The following is a 19,042-nucleotide window of genomic DNA, read 5'->3' as shown; positions in this document are numbered from 1 at the left end:
ATGAGTTTTGTTTTTCTTTTGATGCGAATTTTAATTTGACTTTCAAAGGTAGTAATTGGAAATTGAATTTGTTGTGAAGAAATTTTGAAAGTTGTTTTGAACACAGATTACAAAAATGGGAGAAATTTAAAAAAATTTGGTTCGTTATTGATAATTTAGATTCCTACGGAATGACAAGATTGCGTGAAAACTGCTAACTGAGCACTGACTCCTAGCCCCGATTGTAATGGAAAGCCTTGTGCAGGATTGTTGTATTTTTTCTTGGCGAAAAAGAGCGACCTTGGGAGCTACTTTTTTGCCTTAGAAAAAAACAACAAGACAAACAAGCTTGGAATGGAAAGCGGGAAATAGCTTCAAAAAAAAACAGCCATTTACCGAAGTAAACAGCTGATTTTCTATTCTCTTTATTCATTTTTAAATTACGATCCACACATTTCACAATCTTCCGGACCGGCATTTTTTGCCATTTCGATCATGGCTCGGTATTCTTCTTGAGTCATTTCGACCGGTTCGTTTAGTACCGCAATTGATTCGAGTTTTTTAGCCACAATTGGTTGCTCGATTACTTCTACCGGTTCTGCTTTTTTGTCGTTGTTTAAGGTAAACTTGATGGCATCTACAGCTGATTTTGTACGCAAATAGTACATTCCGGTTTTTAAACCTGATTGCCAAGCGTAAAAATGCATTGAGGTTAATTTGGCGTAGGTTGCTCCTTCCATAAACAAGTTCAACGATTGCGATTGGTCAATGAAGTAACCGCGTTGACGTGACATATCGATGATGTCTTTCATACTCATTTCCCAAACTGTTTTGTATAAATCTTTGATATCTTGCGGAATTACTTCGATGTTTTGCACCGAACCGTTGTGACGCATGATTTCTTGTTTCAACGTATCGTTCCACAAACCTAGATTTACTAAATCTTCTAATAAATGTTTGTTTACGACGATAAATTCGCCTGAAAGCACTCTTCTTGTGTAAATATTTGATGTGTACGGTTCGAATGCTTCGTTGTTTCCTAAGATTTGCGACGTAGAAGCGGTTGGCATTGGAGCAACTAACAATGAGTTTCTCACACCGTGTTCTACTACTTCTTTTCGTAAACTTTCCCAATCCCAGCGACCGGATAGATCGCTGTCTTTTAATCCCCAAAGGTTGTATTGAAACTCTCCTTGCGAAATTGGCGATCCTTTGAAAGTTGAATATGGTCCTTCTTCTTTTGCCATTTCCATGGATGCGGTTACGGCTGCAAAATAAAGCGTTTCAAAAATATCTTGATTCATTTGTTTTGCTTCGTCGCTGGTGAAAGGCAAACGAAGTAAGATGAACGCATCGGCCAAACCTTGCACTCCCAGTCCAATTGGACGGTGACGCATATTTGAATTTTCTGCTTCTGGAACCGGATAATAATTTCTGTCGATTACGCGGTTTAGGTTACGAGTCACGCGTTTGGTTACATCGTATAATTTTTGATGATCAAATTTGCCGTTTTCGATGAACATGGGTAGCGAAATAGAGGCTAAATTACACACCGCTACTTCATCAGGAGCTGTGTATTCCAAAATCTCCGTACATAAATTTGACGAACGAATGGTTCCTAAATTTTTCTGGTTTGATTTTCGGTTTGCTGCATCTTTGTACAACATATACGGTGTTCCAGTTTCGATTTGCGATTCTAGGATTTTTTCCCAAAGTTCACGAGCACGAACGGTTTTTCTGCCTTTTCCGGCTGCTTCATACGAAGTATATAATGTTTCAAATTCGTCTCCGTAAACGTCGCATAAACCAGGACATTCGTTTGGACACATTAAGGTCCACGATGCATCGTCTTGCACACGTTTCATAAACAAATCAGATGTCCACATCGCAAAGAACAAATCTCTGGCACGCATTTCTTCTTTTCCGGTATTCTTTTTCAAATCTAAAAATTCGAAAATATCGGCATGCCACGTTTCTAAATAAATAGCAAAACTTCCTTTTCTTTTTCCGCCACCTTGGTCAACATAACGAGCTGTGTCGTTGAAAACACGAAGCATTGGAACGATTCCGTTAGAAGTTCCGTTTGTTCCACGAATGTAAGATCCTGTTGCACGAACATTGTGAATAGAAAGTCCGATTCCGCCTGCTGATTGCGAGATTTTAGCGGTTTGTTTTAATGTATCATAAATTCCGTCGATGCTATCGTCTTTCATTGTTAATAAGAAACACGACGACATTTGAGGTTTTGGTGTTCCGGCATTAAATAAAGTTGGTGTTGCGTGCGTGAAGAATTTTTTCGACATTAATTCGTAGGTTTCTTTCACTGCTTCGATGTCATTCAAATGAATTCCAACCGAAACACGCATCAACATATGTTGTGGTCTTTCAACAATTTTTCCGTTTATTTTTAGCAAATAAGAACGTTCTAATGTTTTGAAACCGAAATAATCATAATTAAAATCTCTGTTGTAAATAATCATAGAATCCAATGTTTCTGCATTGGCCATGATTGCTTCATACACCTCATCAGAAAGTAACGGCGATTTTTGCCCTGTACGTGGGTTCACGTAGTGGTACATATCAGACATTGTTTCTGAAAACGATTTTTTGGTGTTTTTGTGTAAGTTAGAAACAGCAATACGTGCTGCTAATTGTGCATAATCGGGATGAGCAATCGTCATCGAGGCTGCGGTTTCTGCCGCTAAATTATCTAATTCTGATGTAGTTACACCGTCATACAATCCTTCAATCACTCGCATGGCGACCTTTACCGAATCGACCAAATCATTTAAACCATAGCATAGTTTTTTAATTCTATCTGTGATTTTGTCAAACATTACCGGTTCTTTGTGACCGTCTCTTTTTACTACATACATACTGTTACATGTTTTTTAAAACAGAAAATCCCTTTTCTATTTTAGGTTATTTGTTAGTTGAATTTGGGAAGCTAATCCCGGTATTTTTATATTGAATCTTTGTCAAAGTTTGAAACTTTGACAAAGAAACTATAATATTTACTATTTTGGCTAAGAGAAACTTTGTGTCTTACTTTCTTAGCGGCAATCCCTAAAAATCGGCGTCGAAACTAATTTTCTGTGAATCTGAATCCGTATTCATCACACCTGCTTTTTGGTATTCGGCTACACGTTTTTCAAAGAAATTGGTTTTTCCTTGTAGCGAAATCATATCCATAAAGTCAAACGGGTTAGAAGAATTATAAACTCTTTCGCAGCCTAACTCTACTAATAATCGGTCGGCTACAAATTCTAAGTATTGTGTCATTAACGTAGCATTCATCCCAATTAAACTCACAGGAAGAGATTCGGTAATGAATTCTCTTTCGATGGTTAACGCATCTGTAATGATTTCTTTGATTCTATCTTTTGGAACTTTGTTTACCAAATGGTGGTTGTGCAAATGAACGGCGAAATCACAGTGAACACCCTCGTCACGCGAAATTAATTCGTTTGAGAAAGTCAATCCCGGCATTAAACCGCGTTTTTTCAACCAGAAAATAGAACAGAAAGCACCTGAAAAGAAGATTCCTTCCACAGCTGCGAACGCGATTAAACGTTCGGCAAATGAATCAGAACTAATCCATTTTAACGCCCAATTTGCTTTCTTTTGAATGGCAGGAAATACATCTAATGCGTGAAATAATTGGTCTTTTTCTTTTTCATCTTTCACGTAGGTATCAATCAACAATGAATAGGTTTCGCTGTGGATGTTTTCCATCATAATTTGAAAACCGTAGAAAAATTTTGCTTCCGGATATTGTACTTCGTTTACGAAATTTTCGGCTAAATTTTCATTTACAATTCCGTCAGAAGCGGCGAAAAATGCTAAAATGTGTTTGACGAAAAACTTTTCATCTTCATTCAATTTTGTATTCCAATCGGATAAATCTTGATGTAAATCGATTTCTTCTGCGGTCCAGAAACTCGCTTCCATTTTTTTGTACCATTCCCAAATGTCGTGATGCTTAATGGGGAAAATCACGAATCTGTCTTTATTTTCTTGCAAAATTGGTTCTACTGCTGCCATCTTTTTCTATGTTAAGTATTTTTGAGGATTATTATTCGGTAATTGAGAGTTACAAAGATTGCAATTCAAATTGGTAAATGAAAGTCAAACTTATTCACAATCGGGTATAGTTTTTAACAACGGTTAGTTTTTTTCCTACTTTATAATTATATGACTAAAAACCTGTTAATCAATAATTTAAAAACCAACTCATTAGCGGTCGCGAGGGAAATTTTACTATTTTAAGAAATTATTGGGAAGGAAAATTAGCGGAAAATTTACTTCCCTTTTAGATATTCTTCGCCCACTTTTTCGAGTTCGTGATACCATTCTTCGCCAAATTTTCGAACCAATGCTTCTTTGACGAATTTGTACACCGGAACTTCTAATTCTTTTCCAAGAGAACAAGCCGGACTGCAAATATCCCAACGGTGATAATTCACAGCCGCAAAATCGGAAAAGTCTTTCACTCTTATTGGATACAAATGACACGAAACCGGTTTTTTCCAAGAAACGATTCCTTGGTTGTAGGCTTGTTCGATTCCGCATAAGGCGGTTTTTCCGTCAAAAATAACGTAGGCACAATCTTTCCCTTCAATTAACGGTGTTTCAAATTCTCCATCTTCGCCTTTAATCCAGGTTCCTTGGTTTTCGATGGCTTCAATTCCTTCTTTTCGAAGAAAAGGTTTTACTTTCGGATAAATTTCTTCTAAAATTTTAGTTTCTTCTTCACTTAAGGGTGCACCGGCATCGCCGTCAACGCAACAGGCTCCATGACAAGCGGTTAGATTGCAAACGAATTCTTTTTCCAGAATTTCTTCTGAAACGATGGTTTTACCTAATTGAAACATAAATTATTGTCAGAATGATGATGCAAAGGTACAAAGGAATGTTTGATTCTTCGGTTGAAATGCGTTAAATAATTAACTCAATTTTCACGAAGATAGTGATTAAAAAGGCTACTTTTGCCGCAGAAAACTGAAGTTCATGGAATTAGATTTAAGAGAAATTTTTACAGCAACAATGGTACTCTTTGCCGTAATTGATATTGTGGGAAGCATTCCAATTATTATTGATTTACGTCAAAAAGCGGGTCATATTCAATCTGAAAAAGCATCGATTGTAGCCGCCATCATTATGATTGCCTTTTTATTTGTGGGAGAAACAATCCTGAAATTAATTGGTATTGACATTAACTCTTTTGCCGTTGCCGGAGCATTTGTGCTTTTCTTTTTGGCTTTGGAAATGATTTTAGGAATCAAATTATACCGTGATGAAGATCATGGTTCCACTTCGATTGTTCCTATTGCTTTTCCGTTGATTGCCGGAGCAGGAACGATGACAACGATACTTTCGATAAGAGCAGAATTTCAAACAATTAATATCATCATCGCCATAATTTTGAATATTATTTTGGTGTATGGTGTTTTAAAATCTTCTGCCAGAATTGAACGCTTTTTAACCAAAAACGGACTAAGTGTGATTCGAAAAGTGTTTGGCGTTGTGCTACTTGCCATTGCTGTTAAATTATTTGCGGCTAATGTTAAAGGTCTTTTTGAATAGTTTGATTAAACCTACCTTTGTATCATTATTATATTATAAATGAAGATTTTCACATACATTATTATTGCCTTGGCTTTCGGATTAATCATCTTTAATGTGACTCAATTGGATTTTAATAATCTTTTTGAACAGGAAAGCATGATTGCCTTAATCGGAATTGTCGCTGCATTTTGTGCGATTATTATCCTTCTTATTTTTAGAATGTCAAAATCCATTGAAGACAAACTAAAAGATCAATAAATATGTTGGATGCATTGATTATTGGCGGCGGCGTTTCGGGAGTTTCTTGTGCTCTTATTCTTGGCTCTGCTCATTCTAAACCATTTGCATCTGATAAAAAAATCGCTCTACTTTCTCACCAAAAAGCTTCTTCGCTTCAAGATGCGTTGTTTAATAATGCGTATGGTATTGAAGCCGGAAAATTAGGCGGTGAATTATTAACGGAAAGTTTAGCTCATTTATCATCGGTTTATCCGCATATTGAACAAATTCCAAACGAAAAAGTATTGAAAATTGAAGGTGAAATCGGGAATTTTTCGGTTATCACTAATAAAAATACCTATCTAACGAAATTAATTGTGATTGGCATTGGAGCCGGAAATCCTTTCACGATTGAAGGTTTGGAAGAATTTGTGATACCACATCAAAAAGCAAATCCTGAGAAAAACCGCATTCAATTGAAAAACCATGATCATTTGGTGAAAGACGGAATTTATGTTTGTGGCGTTTTAGCCGGATGGCGAAGTCAGTTGTCTATTGCTGCCGGAAGCGGAGCTGCTGTTGCGACTGATATTTTAACGCTGTGGAATGGTGGCGTGCATGTTCAGGTGCATGATAGCACGAGGGTGAAGTAGATAGTAGCTAACTATAATTGAAATTAATTTTTTGTCATTTCAATTGCTTTATTCAAAAGTAAATCTTCATTTTCAGATATACTCTTCAACGTACTTGACACTTTTATATCTGGTTTGATTCCAATTTTTTGACTTTGTGACCAATCGGGATTGTAGATTCCTTCAGTTGTCATAAAAGCAGAATAATTCCCGGGCAAATAGAACATTGATGCTGCCCCATCTGTTCCTGCTGTTTGACTACCAATAATTATTGTATTAGGATATACTTTTAAAGCCATTGCATTAAATTCTGCTTTGCTCTGAGTGTTTTCGTCAACAAGCACAAAAAGTTTTCCGTTGAATTTTGGGGATTTAAATTCCTTTAAAAAGTATGCTTCCTTCTTTGTAAAATAACCCGGATAATCGAACTTTGCTTCTGTCATTTGAAAACCAACAAACTCTTTATTATGCAAATAAGGAGACAATAAAAAGGTTAAATTTTCTTTGGGATAATTTCTTAAATCGACAATAATTGCCTTCTTATTATTCCATTTATTCATCAAGCTGTCAATATCTTTTTTAACGGCTGTTTCTGCGTTTAAATATCCTATTTCTTCATTTACTTCATAAGAATATTTCAACGGCTGATTATAAGAAAAAGCATTAATATTGGTTGAGTTTAAATTTATCTTTTTTCCGTTTCTTAAGATTTGGACATTTGACTCAAAATTTGATGTTCTAATTATTTTTTTTGATAAATTTCGTTTGGTCGTAATTTCATTCGATGCGATACTATATTTAAATAATTTCTTTTCTAGAGACATAATTGATTCTTTATCAATTGAAAGAATAATGTCTCCTTTTCGGAAAGTAGAATTATGATTTATTTCAGTTACAACTAATTTTTTATCAATAAATTTTACTTTAACAGGAATAGTATATTCACCAAAAAAACCGGTAAGTACAGGGTCTTCCTTAATAATTGAATGAGAATCTTCTGTTTCAACAATTAATTCATTTAAACATAATGCATAATCGAGTTGAGACTTTGTTTCTAAAATTTTCGGAATGTATTTTAGCAAAACATCATCCCAATTTTTAGATATTAATTTTTTGTAAGGATACCAATATTCAACCAAATTCCAATACCTGAATATGCTTAAAAGTTTTATACCATCATCATTGTACATCATATCAGAATAATGATGTTCATTTTTAAAATTTAATCCACTGTATTGAGTTTTTTCAATCGTGTATTGAAAATTTGTTCTTTTTGCATTACTAAATTTTAAAAGCAAATCTTTTAAATCCTTATTTTTTACTTTTTTATTTATCCAATCTAAATTCCCTTCTTGCTCAAATTTTAAATTATTTAATTGATAATCTGTAGTTTCCATAATTTCAAATTTACTCAGCCAACTCAAAAGAGACGACTCAAAGTTTTCTGAATAAATTATAGAAAGGTTGTCAAAAAGTTCATTATCCCAATTTTCACTGTTCTTCGTTATTTCTGGGCAATAGTATTTTAAATAGCCCCAAATTTTACCTAAAACATAAAGATTTTCAATTTGCTTTTGGGTCAAACTACTTTTTAATTTAAATTCTGAAGTTTGTCTTTCTTGAGTAATCAAGCTAACTGGATTTAGTTTTTCGATATCTTGACCATTAATTTTAACCTCAACATTATCTATCCAAATTTTTCCGCCGTCAAAGTTAACCGCCAAATTTATATTATCACAATCAGAAGTGTATGGTAATTTAATTTCAACTTTAGTCCAATCATTTGTTCCCTGTAGTGGAGTAGCCATTTGAAAAAATTTCTGAACTTCTTTTGTTCCCACAACCATAAATGGATAGGCTTCATTAACGTTTTCTGTCTTAATTTGAATAGTAAAAGATATCGAATCGCCGATAAATGATCCTTTGATTCTGTTAGAAATTCCTTGCATTCCAACAAAAGCAGTGTTTTCAAGCAATAATGATTGATTTCCATTTTTCTTAATTGAAGAATCAAAATGATATTTTTGATTTTCATTATTGCATTTCCAAGGATCAATTGTATTCTGTTCAAAATCAAAGTTGAATGCTGAATTTTGAGAAAATAAAGAATAACTTAGGATAAAAAAAAATACTACTAAATCTATTCGTTTCATTTTTTACACTTAAGATGGTTTAAGAATATCAGAAACTCGAAAATACAAAATAAAAATGAGACAAAAGCTACTTCTTCAACACCTCTTGAATCATCAAATCGTTTTTCAACCGAATTTCAAAATATTTTTCTTCATCAAACAATTGACGGGCAAATTCTGCCATCAAATAGTTTTTCACCATTGGTTTGTGAGTATCTAAATTGAGTAAAACTCCGTTTGATTTGAGGTAATTTTCAAACTTATCAACATAAACATTATTTGCTTCGAACTTCTTTTTAAAGAAATCAAAAGACAATCCTTCAAATTCTTTTCGGTTTTGGTCTAATTGTTCAAACACAAAATAGCTTACGATGCCGGATTGCATTAGCATTTCGGTAGCTTCATCGCCGTGTTTTCCGTTTAAAGGCACAAAAACATCAGGAATAATTCCACCTCCGCCATACACCGTTCGTCCTTTTAAAGTTTTGAATTTTAAACTGTCGGCTACTTTAATGCTGTCTTTTTCATATAATTCGCCGCTGTAAAAACGTTTTTCAAATTCATTAAAATAATTTTCATTTCCTTCTACATACGGTTTTTGAATAGATCTTCCTGAAGGTGTGTAATAACGTGCTACCGTTAAACGAACAGCTGACCCATCACCCAACGGCATTTCACGTTGTACCAAGCCTTTTCCGAAGGAACGTCGCCCGATAATCTGACCGCGATCGTTATCCTGAATGGCTCCGGCTAAAATCTCGGAAGCAGAAGCTGAATTTTCGTTGATTAAAACAATTATTTTACCGCTTTCAAAAAGTCCGCCACTCGTTGCTTTTGTTTTGTCAATTCGGCCTTTTTTATTTTTGGTGGAGACAATGGGAGCGTCTTTCACTAAAAAATCATCGGCAATTTTTACGGCTTGGTCTAAATAACCACCGCCATTGTCACGCACATCAATTACGATGGTTTTTGCTCCTTTTGTTTTAAGTTTTTCCAATTCGATTTTGAATTCTTTATAAGTGGATTCTGCAAAACGGTTGATTTTGATGAAACCGATTGTTGGATTTATCATCAAACCGACATCGACACTTTTAATGGGAATAATATCTCTTTTTAATTTGACTTTAAGTTGTTTATTTTCGCTTTTTCTGAATAATGTCAGCGTAACTTCTGAACCTACTTCGCCTTTTAATTTTGGAAAAAGAGAATCATTTGGTAATTTTCTCCCAAACAACTTATACTTGTCGGCATACAAAATTCTATCGCCCGACTTGACTCCTGCTTTTTCAGAAGGTCCGCCATGCAAAGGTTTGATAACGGCAACAGAATCTTTGTACATGTAAAAATTTACACCAATTCCCACAAAATCGCCCCGCATTGATTCGGAAACTTCGTCAAATTCACTTTTTGAAATGTAAACGGAGTGAGGGTCTAATTTTTCCAAAATTCCGTTTACGGTTAAATCAACAATGCTATCAGTATCAACCTGATCTACATAGTCTCTTTCGATAAAATCGATTAAACGGTTGAGTTTACTTTTGTGACTATTTGGCGAATAAGAAGCCTGAGGAGAAAATGTGTTTAATTTTCCTCCCACAATCACTCCTAATGCAATAGCAGAAAAGAGTACAATTGGCCAATATATTTTTTTGATTTTCACTGTCTGTTTTTCCTACTCAAGAAAAGATTATTCTAATTCTTCAATTAATTCTACTTCTACACCTGCTTTTAATAAGAATTGAATTCCGCTGTCGTCTTTGTAACTTGCATGATACACCACTCTTTTTATTCCGGATTGATGAATGAGTTTACTACATTCTTTGCACGGAGAAAGCGTAATATACAAGGTTGCACCTTCACACGATTGTGTTGAACCGGCAACTTTTAAAATGGCATTAGCTTCGGCATGCAACACATACCATTTTGTAACGTTATCTTCGTCTTCGCAACAGTTTTCAAAACCAGAGGGTGTTCCGTTATAACCATCAGAGATAATCATACGGTCTTTTACGATAATAGCACCTACTTGTTTTCGTTTGCAATACGACAAACGGCTCCATTCTTTAGCAATACGAAGGTAGGCTTTGTCGTATTTATTTAATTTCTTTTTATTCATTTTTTAACATCCATTGTAAACGTTATCCTTTCCAAATGTCGCTGCCAATAATCATCGGAAGAACTACTCCGATTACGAAAGACGACATTACCAATGTCCAATCCCGCTTAGAAAAACGGAAAAATGTTTGAACAATATACGACAAAAGTAAAACAATTAATACAACTATAATTTGAGCCACTTCGATTCCGAGGGCAAATTCTAAAAGCGGCACTAATTTATCAACTTTTTCGCCGGGTAAAATGGATTTAAAATAGTTGGAAAAACCTAATCCGTGAATGATTCCGAAAAACAAAGTTACAAAAGCGACAAACGTAATACTTTCTTTTTTACCAGATTTTCCGGCGGTAAAAAGATGGAAAAGTGCGGTGATTAAAATGGTAATTGGAATAAGAAATTCGACCAAACTTGCTTTAATGATGACGACTTCAAAAACAGAAAGCATCAAAGCCAACGTATGACCTAATGTAAAAAGTGAGACCAAAATTAGCACTCGTTTCCAATCTTTAAAAGCATAAGGAACCGTTAGAGCAATGAGAAAAAGCACATGATCGTAGCCGTCAATGTCGAGGACATGTTGAAGGCCAATGTTAAAGTATAACCAGAATTCTGACATAGATTAATAGATTTTAAAACTTAGGGTGTTCAAACTTACGATTTATTTTGAAACTGTTGGAATTGAAACCTTTAAAATGATGTTAAAGAAAAGTAATTTTTAAAAAGAATTTTTGCGGATTTCTTAAAAAAAATTGGAAATAGAATTATATTTGCACAATAATTTAAAGCAAACTTATGTCAATTTCAGATTTATTTGATAGCGGATTTAAAAATAGAAATAAAGGTCACTTTTCGGCCATTGTACGTGTGGCGTTAAGCGATGGTGACATTACCGTAGAAGAAAGAGAATTCATTGATAAATTGGCCAAAAACCTTGAAATTTCTAAGGATGAATATGATGAAATCATGGACAATCCAATGAAATACCCAATTAATCCTCCGTATTTGTACATTCACCGTTTGGAGCGTCTGTATGATTTGGCGAGAATGGTTTATGCCGATCATATTTTAGGTCCGAAACAAAAAGAAATTTTAATCAAATTTGCTTTGGCTTTGGGATTTACGCCAGGAAACGTAAATTATATTGTTGATAAGGCGTTGTCGCTTTTGGTACTCAATGTCGATTTGGATACGTTTTTGTTTGAAATGCAAAATATGAATAAATAATAAAACCAAAAAACAGTAAAAAGCCCCATTAAGTAATAAATTTTGGGGCTTTTTTAGGCATATAAGCTTCTTAATTATCAAATACTATGGTTTTGTTTTGATAGACAAACACTTTATCTTGAAAAATCAAGTTGAGTGCTTTTGCCAAAACAGCTGATTCAATTTCTCTTCCGGTGTTTACAGTATCTTGAATGGTAAACGCATGATTTACAGGTAGCGTTTGTTGTGCAATAATTGGTCCTTCGTCTAAATCATTGGTTACAAAATGAGCCGTTGCCCCAATTAGTTTTACTCCTCTTTCAAAAGCACGTTTATATGGATTTGCTCCAATAAATGCGGGCAAGAAAGAATGGTGAATATTGATGATTTTCTGCGGATACTTTTCTACAAAAACCGGAGATAGAATTCGCATAAATTTTGCAAGCACTATATAATCAACCGAATACGAATCTATTTTTGCAATTAATTCTTGTTCAAATTCTTCTTTGGTTTTTTTATCTGTAGAAATAAAGAAAAATGGAACGGAGAATTTATCGCACAAATCTTTTAAATCCGGATGATTTCCTATAACGCAAACCACTTGAGCCTGAAACGTTTTAAAATGATGCCGAATTAAAATATCACTCAAACAATGGTGCTCTTTGGTTACTAAAACCGCAATATTTTTTTCTGGATTTGGATTAATCGTTAGTAGAGCTCCTTCTGGCAATACAGTTTTCAAATTGTATGCAATTGCATTAAAATCTGTGCCATTATCTTGGCAAGCAAAACGAGCATAAAACCTGTTTTTTTCTTGATCTACATACTCTCTAAGCGAAACTATATTATAATCGTGATGAAGGAGAATAGCAGTTATTTTGGCCACTAAACCTTTTTGGTCTTCACATTGTATTAATAAAACCATCCTAATTATTTTAAGATGGAAATTTACAACAAAAAGATTTAATTTAACAAATTAAAAGCTACGTATTATTTGTATTTTGCCATAAACTCTTCTGCTTTTTCTACCATTTTCCGGCTTCCGCAAAAGAAGGGAACACGTTGGTGTAATTCGGTGGGTTGAATTTCCATGATGCGATTGTAGCCGTCTGATGCTTTTCCGCCGGATTGTTCGGCGAGGAAGGCCATTGGGTTGCATTCATATAATAAACGTAGTTTACCATTTGGAGCTTTTGAACTCGTTGGGTAAATATAAATTCCGCCCTTAATCATATTTCTGTGAAAATCGGAAACCAAACTTCCAATGTAACGGGAGGTATAAGGACGGTCTTCTTCTTCCAACTGACAATATTTTAAATAATCTTTTACACCTTGCGGAAAATGAACATAGTTTCCTTCGTTTATCGAATAGATTTTTCCGGTTTCGGAATACTTCATATTGGGATGAGAAAGATAAAATGTTCCGATGGCAGGATTTAATGTAAATCCATTTACGCCGTGACCTGTAGTATAAACCAACATAGTTGACGTTCCGTAAATTACATAACCTGCTGCCACTTGATTTACGCCGGGTTGCAGAAAATCTTCGGAAGTTACCGGAGTTCCCATTGGTGTTTTACGTCTAAAAACAGAAAAAATAGTTCCCACAGACACGTTTACATCGATGTTGGATGAACCGTCCATTGGATCCATTAACACAACATATTTATTGTTATGCAAATTGTCGCTACCGGCTACGGTGATAAAATCGTCGTTTTCTTCTGAGGCGATTCCGCACACAATTTCACGGTTGATAAGGGTTTGAATAAAGACTTCGTTGGCATAAACATCTAACTTTTGTTGGTCTTCGCCTTGAATGTTTTGTTCGCCTGCTGCTCCTACGATATCGACTAATCCGGCTTTGTTTACTTTGTAGTTAACTACTTTGGCTGCTAGTCGGATGGAGTTGATGATGCGTGATAATTCTCCTGTTGAGTATTGAAATTCTTCTTGCTTTTCGATGATGAACTCACCCAGTGTTTTGTTTCTTTCTTCCATTTCGCAAACGTTGTAGTTGTATTAGTGGCACAAATATCGAAATTTTTGTGATACAAACCAGATTATTATTGTGTTATGTTAAAGAATTGTACTTTTGTGCACGATTAATAGCCCTGACAGTAGCGGACCTGCCTGCCGGCAGGCAGGAAGCCCGCAGCAACAGAGCTTTAAAATGCTTAAAGCGGTTTATAGCATTTTTAGCTTTGTGGCGATCCCGATAGCTATCGGGATGTAGCGGATGGCAGGAATAGCTTCTGAAAAAAAATGAACATTAGAAAAGGAGAAATTGACGATATGACGGCGGTGTTAGGATTGATTCAAGAACTCGCTGTTTTTGAAAAAGAACCTGATGCGGTGGTGGTTTCTGTGGATGATTTGGTGCGTGATGGTTTTGGTGAAAATCCACTTTTTCACACGTTTGTGGCGGAATTGAATGGTGAAATCATTGGAATGGCGTTGTATTATTATCGGTATTCAACTTGGAAAGGGAAGACGATTCATTTGGAAGATTTGATTGTGAAGGAAGCTCATCGTGGCACCGGAGCAGGTTTGGCATTATACACCGAAATTATGAAGCAAGGCAAGAAAGACGGAGTGCGACGCATTGAATGGAATGTTTTGGATTGGAATGAACCGGCGATTCGGTTTTATGAAAAATCGGGTGCGAAAGTGTTGGATGATTGGCGAGTGGTGCAGATGGATGAGGAAGGAATTGAACGATTTTTGAATAATGGAGATTATAACCTTTAAGACCGTTATGAAAAAAAGATTGAGTTTGTATATACTATTTTTTACAATTTTGATTAGTTGTACAAAAAAAAATAAGATACCTAACAATTCGGAGGTTGTTGCAAAATATATAGTTTTTGAAGATAGTATAAGTAGAAAAATTATAAAAGATTTAGAGATTGTTAAATCTTTTGATAAAAAAAATGACGACTTTAAACAACCGTTTAAAATAAACGGGAAAATTTATCAATTTGAAACCGAATTCAAATTAAATAAAGGACGCTTGATAAGATTAGAAGTTCATGAATATAACTCTTTTAAATATTCAAGTTATGGTCTTAAAAAAATAGAAATTAATAAGGAAACAATAGGTTTTGAAACTTTGATAAAATTTTCCAAATCTCGTGAACAAATAATTGATAGTGGAGACACTTTAGAGATTGAAAATGTTTACCCAGAAGAAAAGCTAATTTTTATAAAAAGAAATGACGGAAGAATTAATATTTATGAGTATAATTAGACAATTTATTATAAACGAATAAAATTATTCTTCTTAAAATCATTAGTAGTTTTTAATGGAGTTTAAACACCAAAACCTTAATAAAAAAAAATTCAAATTAATTCATCAATTAAACTCATGAAAATATTCAAATTTGGAGGAGCGTCTGTAAAAGATGCCGAAGGTGTAAAAAACGTATTGTCTGTGTTGCAAAAAGTGGGGCACGATGATGTTTTGCTTGTGATTTCTGCGATGGGGAAAACCACGAATGCGTTGGAAATCGTGATTAAACATTATTTTGAAAAATCGCCTGAATTGAAAGCATCGATTCAGGAAGTGCGAAAGTACCATAACCAGATTTTGTTGGAATTGTTTGAAGACGATAAACATCCCGTTTATAGAGCGGTAAATGCTCATTTTGAAGAGTTGGATTATTTTTTGAGCCACAACAAATCGCCGAATTACAACTTTGTGTATGATCAGGTGGTGAGTTATGGGGAGATTATTTCGACGACGATTGTGAGTCATTATTTTAATCATAATAACCTGAAAAACAATTGGTTGGATGTTCGTCAGTTTATTAAAACCGATGCAACGTATCGTGATGCGATTGTAGATTGGGAGCAAACGCAAAAGCTAATTTCGAAAAATGTAAAACGAAAATCGTTAAACATCACGCAAGGTTTTTTAGGTTCGGATGAAAATAACTTTACGACAACTTTGGGTCGTGAAGGTTCGGATTATACGGCGGCTATTTTTGCGTATTGTTTGAATGCGGAAAGTGTGACGATTTGGAAAGATGTTCCGGGTGTTTTGAATGCCGATCCAAGGTATTTTGAGAATGCCATTTTGCTGAATCAGATTTCGTATCGCGAAGCGATTGAGTTGGCGTTTTACGGAGCTTCAGTTATTCACCCAAAAACGTTGCAACCTTTGCAGAAAAAGGAGATTCCGTTGTTTGTGAAGTCGTTTGTTAATCCGCTGTTACCGGGCACGAGAGTGTATAAGGGAGCGGATTTGGAACCACAAACTTCGTGTTTTATTGTGAAAAAGAATCAATTGTTGATTTCGCTTTCGTCGATTGATTTTTCGTTTATTATGGAGGAAAACATCAGCGAGATTTTTGCGTTGTTTCACGATTATAAAATGAAAGTGAGTTTGATTCAGAATACTGCGATTAGTTTTTCGGTGTGTATTGAGGATAAATTTGGGAACTTTCCTGAGTTGAAAACCATTCTTTCTAAAAAGTTTAAAGTTTCGTATAACGAAAATGTTTCGTTGTACACGATTCGTCACTTTACTGAAAAAGCGGCTCAGACTGTGGAGGAAAACAAGGAAGTTTTGGTGAAGCAGATAAGTAGAGAGACGTTGCAGGTGGTGACGAGGGGGTAGTTTTTTTGTTTCAGGTTTCAGGTCTCAGGTTTCAAGTTGCGGGTTGCGGGTTGCGGATTTTTTCCATTTTATAGGATGGAAGAAAAAATTCCTGTTTTTTTTAATTCATAATACAATCCAAATTACCATTAAAAGGAATACTGAATTTTTCTTGATCAGGTGCTCCTCCCCATTTTTGAATATAATACCTTCGGTTTTTAAAAAAATTCTCATTCAGCGAAGCGTCTTTTTCAATTGTCATCGAATTTCTAAAAATAACCGGATTGAGTTTTTCGGTATAAACCATATTCATATCAAGCAGTTTCATACGGTAATAAGCATCATTATCTTCAAAATAAGCAGGAAAAATGTTTTCATCAAACTTGCCAAACTCTTTCCAAGCCTGAACAGTAAGAATATAAGAACTCCATTGTTGGTAAGAATTGATAAAATCCATCTTTTTCCAAATTTGTAAAACCGATTGAATTTGAGTTTCCGTTTTGCCTAAATAAACATCATCGTTAAGCATTAATACATGTGTGGCTTTTTGCTTTTCAGCAAATTCCATTAGTAAATTCCAACTTTTGGCAACGCCTAAATTGGTTTCCGGGCGAAGAATATCATAGTTATGTTGTCGACTGATGATTTCCTGATTTCCGTTATCGCAAATCACAATAGGAGTTTCTTTGAAATCATTAAAATAATTAATTAGTGCTTCGTTTAATAAATCTGCTCGATTGATGGTTGGGATAGCCACAACAAAACGAATGGGTTCACGATTTAGGATTTTAAACGGTTTAAACATACTGGCTTTATTACATTTCAAAAATAGGGAAATGAGTTGTAAATTACCAAACGATAAAACCCAAAACCTAAAAATTTCTTTTTGTTTCATTCGATAAAATAAGATTTTATGCTTAACTTTATCTTCAAACCAAAATAGAATTTCCTTAAAATGGCAATGAATATTAAAAGAATCTTTAATTTTTCCAGCAAGTTTGAAAATCGAGACGAAATCATTCTCCGTGATTATTTGGCGATGGAACGAACCAAGCTAGCCAACGAAAGAACCCTACTCTCCTACATCAGATCTTCACTTTATTTGTTATTGGGAGGCATTGCAATTATTCAGTTAGAAGGTTTTGAAAGTATTAAATTTATAGGATACATTTCTTTAGGCCTAACTATTTTATTGGTTATTATTGGTATTTATCGTTTTCAAAAACTAAACCGACAACTGAAAAATTATTATAGTCAAATTGAGTTGATGTTTGAGGAAAAAAAAGAGGCATAGTTTTTTGAAGTGCAGCTTTTTATTGCCACAAAGGTTTTAAGGCACAAAGTTGATGAATGGATTATAAAATGGTAAATTCAAATTTGAAATAGATTTACTTTTAAAAGCACAACTAAATACATATCTCTTTTTAAAAAATGGAAAATAATGCCTCATTAAAAGACATCGCAAAACTTTTTTTGAAACTCGGCATCATCGGTTTTGGTGGTCCTGCGGCTCATATTGCCATGATGCAAGACGAAGTGGTTGTGAAAAGAAAATGGCTAACAGAACAACATTTTCTTGATCTTATTGGGGCAACAAACCTAATTCCAGGACCTAACAGTACCGAAATGACCATGCACATTGGCCACGAAAAAGGTGGTTGGAAAGGATTGGTTGTAGCCGGACTTTGTTTTATTCTTCCGGCGGTTTTCATCACCGGAATTTTTGCTTATTTATACAAGCAATACGGCGTACTTCCGGCTGTGCAACCTTTTATTTATGGGATAAAACCGGCGATTATTGCCATTATTTTAGGAGCTATTTTCCCCTTGGCAAAAAAATCGCTCAAGTCAACAGAATTAATCATCATTGGACTAATCGTCTTGATGGGTTCGTTATTCAAAATAAACGAAATTTATTTGATGTTTGGAGCCGGTTTTTTTGCTCTTTTTTTGGCCTACATTCGAAGTAATAAACAAAATAGTCTTCCGAGTTTTCTTCCTCTAACGTTATTACAAATTACCAACACTACTTTACTTTCGGCAACTAACGCAAACTTATTTTGGATTTTTCTCAAAATTGGAGCAATCTTGTACGGAAGCGGTTATGTTTTGTTTGCCTTTCTCGATACAGAATTAGTTTCAACAGGGCTTTTAACCCGTCAACAATTAATCGATGCCATAGCAGTGGGGCAATTTACACCCGGGCCTGTTTTTTCTTCGGTAACTTTTATTGGTTATCAAATTAACGGATTTAGCGGAGCTGTTGTTTCTACGATTGCCATCTTTTTACCATCATTTTTATTTGTTGCATTGCTTATTCCGATTGTGAAAAAAATGCGAAATTCCACATTATTCTCCGGTTTTTTAGATGCTGTTAATGTTGCTTCGGTTGCCATTATTGTGGCTGTTTGTTTTGATATGGGAAAAGATACAATTACCGATTGGCGAACAATTCTAATCGCAATTCTAAGTATTTCCATTGCTTTTGGCTACCGAAAAATAAATAGTGCTTTTGTTGTTTTGGGCGGATCTTTATTGGGTTATTTGCTGAGTTCTGTATAAAATTTCAAATTCTAAAAACTTCTGATTGATTTTC

19 protein-coding genes are annotated in these 19,042 nt (G+C 34.7%); 9 read left to right on the top strand and 10 right to left on the bottom strand.

The window, feature by feature from the left end:
- Nucleotides 1–419 precede the first annotated feature (419 nt).
- The 3 genes from M0M57_RS07935 to M0M57_RS07925 form a co-directional block, all read right to left on the bottom strand.
- Complete coding sequence (locus M0M57_RS07935; protein ID WP_248436643.1) at nucleotides 420–2,855, bottom strand: ribonucleoside-diphosphate reductase subunit alpha; 2,436 nt, start codon at nucleotides 2,853–2,855, stop codon at nucleotides 420–422.
- 190 nt (nucleotides 2,856–3,045) lie between these two features.
- Complete coding sequence (locus tag M0M57_RS07930) at nucleotides 3,046–4,023, bottom strand: ribonucleotide-diphosphate reductase subunit beta (RefSeq protein WP_248436642.1); 978 nt, start codon at nucleotides 4,021–4,023, stop codon at nucleotides 3,046–3,048.
- Between the two features lie 257 nt (nucleotides 4,024–4,280).
- Entirely contained in the window at nucleotides 4,281–4,853 is a 573-nt protein-coding gene (locus M0M57_RS07925) for a DUF3109 family protein (RefSeq protein WP_248436641.1), read from the bottom strand.
- Between the two features lie 136 nt (nucleotides 4,854–4,989).
- On the opposite strand from M0M57_RS07925, the gene M0M57_RS07920 reads away from it, so the two are divergent.
- From M0M57_RS07920 to M0M57_RS07910, 3 genes are read left to right on the top strand one after another with little or no spacing between them, the layout of a single operon-like run.
- Nucleotides 4,990–5,565: a MarC family protein gene (locus M0M57_RS07920; protein ID WP_248436640.1), complete on the top strand. Its 576-nt coding sequence runs from the start codon at nucleotides 4,990–4,992 to the stop codon at nucleotides 5,563–5,565.
- Nucleotides 5,566–5,604: 39 nt separating this feature from the next.
- Nucleotides 5,605–5,805: a hypothetical protein gene (locus tag M0M57_RS07915; RefSeq protein WP_248436639.1), complete on the top strand. Its 201-nt coding sequence runs from the start codon at nucleotides 5,605–5,607 to the stop codon at nucleotides 5,803–5,805.
- A gap of 2 nt (nucleotides 5,806–5,807) precedes the next feature.
- A complete protein-coding gene (locus tag M0M57_RS07910; protein WP_248436638.1) occupies nucleotides 5,808–6,419 on the top strand; it encodes an FAD-dependent oxidoreductase in 612 nt (203 codons plus the stop codon).
- Nucleotides 6,420–6,442: 23 nt separating this feature from the next.
- Here M0M57_RS07910 and M0M57_RS07905 read toward each other — a convergent pair whose 3' ends face one another.
- The 4 genes from M0M57_RS07905 to M0M57_RS07890 form a co-directional block, all read right to left on the bottom strand.
- A complete protein-coding gene (locus M0M57_RS07905) occupies nucleotides 6,443–8,551 on the bottom strand; it encodes a S41 family peptidase (RefSeq protein ID WP_248436637.1) in 2,109 nt (702 codons plus the stop codon).
- A gap of 67 nt (nucleotides 8,552–8,618) precedes the next feature.
- Nucleotides 8,619–10,190, bottom strand: coding sequence for a S41 family peptidase (locus tag M0M57_RS07900; RefSeq protein ID WP_248436636.1), 1,572 nt, complete (start codon nucleotides 10,188–10,190; stop codon nucleotides 8,619–8,621).
- Between the two features lie 27 nt (nucleotides 10,191–10,217).
- Complete coding sequence (locus tag M0M57_RS07895; RefSeq protein WP_248436635.1) at nucleotides 10,218–10,646, bottom strand: deoxycytidylate deaminase; 429 nt, start codon at nucleotides 10,644–10,646, stop codon at nucleotides 10,218–10,220.
- 22 nt (nucleotides 10,647–10,668) lie between these two features.
- Nucleotides 10,669–11,262: a HupE/UreJ family protein gene (locus M0M57_RS07890; RefSeq protein WP_248436634.1), complete on the bottom strand. Its 594-nt coding sequence runs from the start codon at nucleotides 11,260–11,262 to the stop codon at nucleotides 10,669–10,671.
- Between the two features lie 176 nt (nucleotides 11,263–11,438).
- On the opposite strand from M0M57_RS07890, the gene M0M57_RS07885 reads away from it, so the two are divergent.
- Nucleotides 11,439–11,870: a tellurite resistance TerB family protein gene (locus tag M0M57_RS07885; RefSeq protein ID WP_248436633.1), complete on the top strand. Its 432-nt coding sequence runs from the start codon at nucleotides 11,439–11,441 to the stop codon at nucleotides 11,868–11,870.
- Between the two features lie 70 nt (nucleotides 11,871–11,940).
- Here M0M57_RS07885 and purU read toward each other — a convergent pair whose 3' ends face one another.
- Complete coding sequence (gene purU / locus M0M57_RS07880) at nucleotides 11,941–12,774, bottom strand: formyltetrahydrofolate deformylase (RefSeq protein ID WP_248436632.1); 834 nt, start codon at nucleotides 12,772–12,774, stop codon at nucleotides 11,941–11,943.
- 65 nt (nucleotides 12,775–12,839) lie between these two features.
- Nucleotides 12,840–13,847, bottom strand: a complete 1,008-nt coding sequence (fbp, locus tag M0M57_RS07875) for a class 1 fructose-bisphosphatase (RefSeq protein ID WP_248436631.1) — start codon at nucleotides 13,845–13,847, stop codon at nucleotides 12,840–12,842.
- Nucleotides 13,848–14,111: 264 nt separating this feature from the next.
- Between fbp and M0M57_RS07870 the strand changes: the two genes are divergently transcribed.
- From M0M57_RS07870 to M0M57_RS07860, 3 genes are all read left to right on the top strand, one after another.
- Complete coding sequence (locus tag M0M57_RS07870; protein WP_248436630.1) at nucleotides 14,112–14,597, top strand: GNAT family N-acetyltransferase; 486 nt, start codon at nucleotides 14,112–14,114, stop codon at nucleotides 14,595–14,597.
- Between the two features lie 7 nt (nucleotides 14,598–14,604).
- Nucleotides 14,605–15,096, top strand: a complete 492-nt coding sequence (locus tag M0M57_RS07865; RefSeq protein ID WP_248436629.1) for a hypothetical protein — start codon at nucleotides 14,605–14,607, stop codon at nucleotides 15,094–15,096.
- A gap of 117 nt (nucleotides 15,097–15,213) precedes the next feature.
- Nucleotides 15,214–16,467: an aspartate kinase gene (locus tag M0M57_RS07860; RefSeq protein ID WP_248436628.1), complete on the top strand. Its 1,254-nt coding sequence runs from the start codon at nucleotides 15,214–15,216 to the stop codon at nucleotides 16,465–16,467.
- 100 nt (nucleotides 16,468–16,567) lie between these two features.
- Here M0M57_RS07860 and M0M57_RS07855 read toward each other — a convergent pair whose 3' ends face one another.
- A complete protein-coding gene (locus M0M57_RS07855; protein ID WP_248436627.1) occupies nucleotides 16,568–17,341 on the bottom strand; it encodes a glycosyltransferase family 2 protein in 774 nt (257 codons plus the stop codon).
- A gap of 66 nt (nucleotides 17,342–17,407) precedes the next feature.
- Here M0M57_RS07855 and M0M57_RS07850 point away from each other — a divergent pair, with 66 nt between their 5' ends.
- Both M0M57_RS07850 and chrA read left to right on the top strand, forming a co-directional pair.
- Nucleotides 17,408–17,740, top strand: coding sequence for a DUF202 domain-containing protein (locus M0M57_RS07850; protein ID WP_248436626.1), 333 nt, complete (start codon nucleotides 17,408–17,410; stop codon nucleotides 17,738–17,740).
- Between the two features lie 137 nt (nucleotides 17,741–17,877).
- On the top strand, nucleotides 17,878–19,008 hold the full coding sequence (gene chrA, locus M0M57_RS07845) for a chromate efflux transporter (RefSeq protein WP_248436625.1): 1,131 nt from the start codon (nucleotides 17,878–17,880) through the stop codon (nucleotides 19,006–19,008).
- Nucleotides 19,009–19,042 lie beyond the last annotated feature (34 nt).

This window comes from Flavobacterium azooxidireducens (assembly GCF_023195775.1).
GTDB classification, from domain to species: domain Bacteria; phylum Bacteroidota; class Bacteroidia; order Flavobacteriales; family Flavobacteriaceae; genus Flavobacterium; species Flavobacterium azooxidireducens.
The sequence above is the reverse complement of the archived record's forward strand: the minus strand, read 5'-3'. Positions and strand labels throughout refer to the sequence as shown.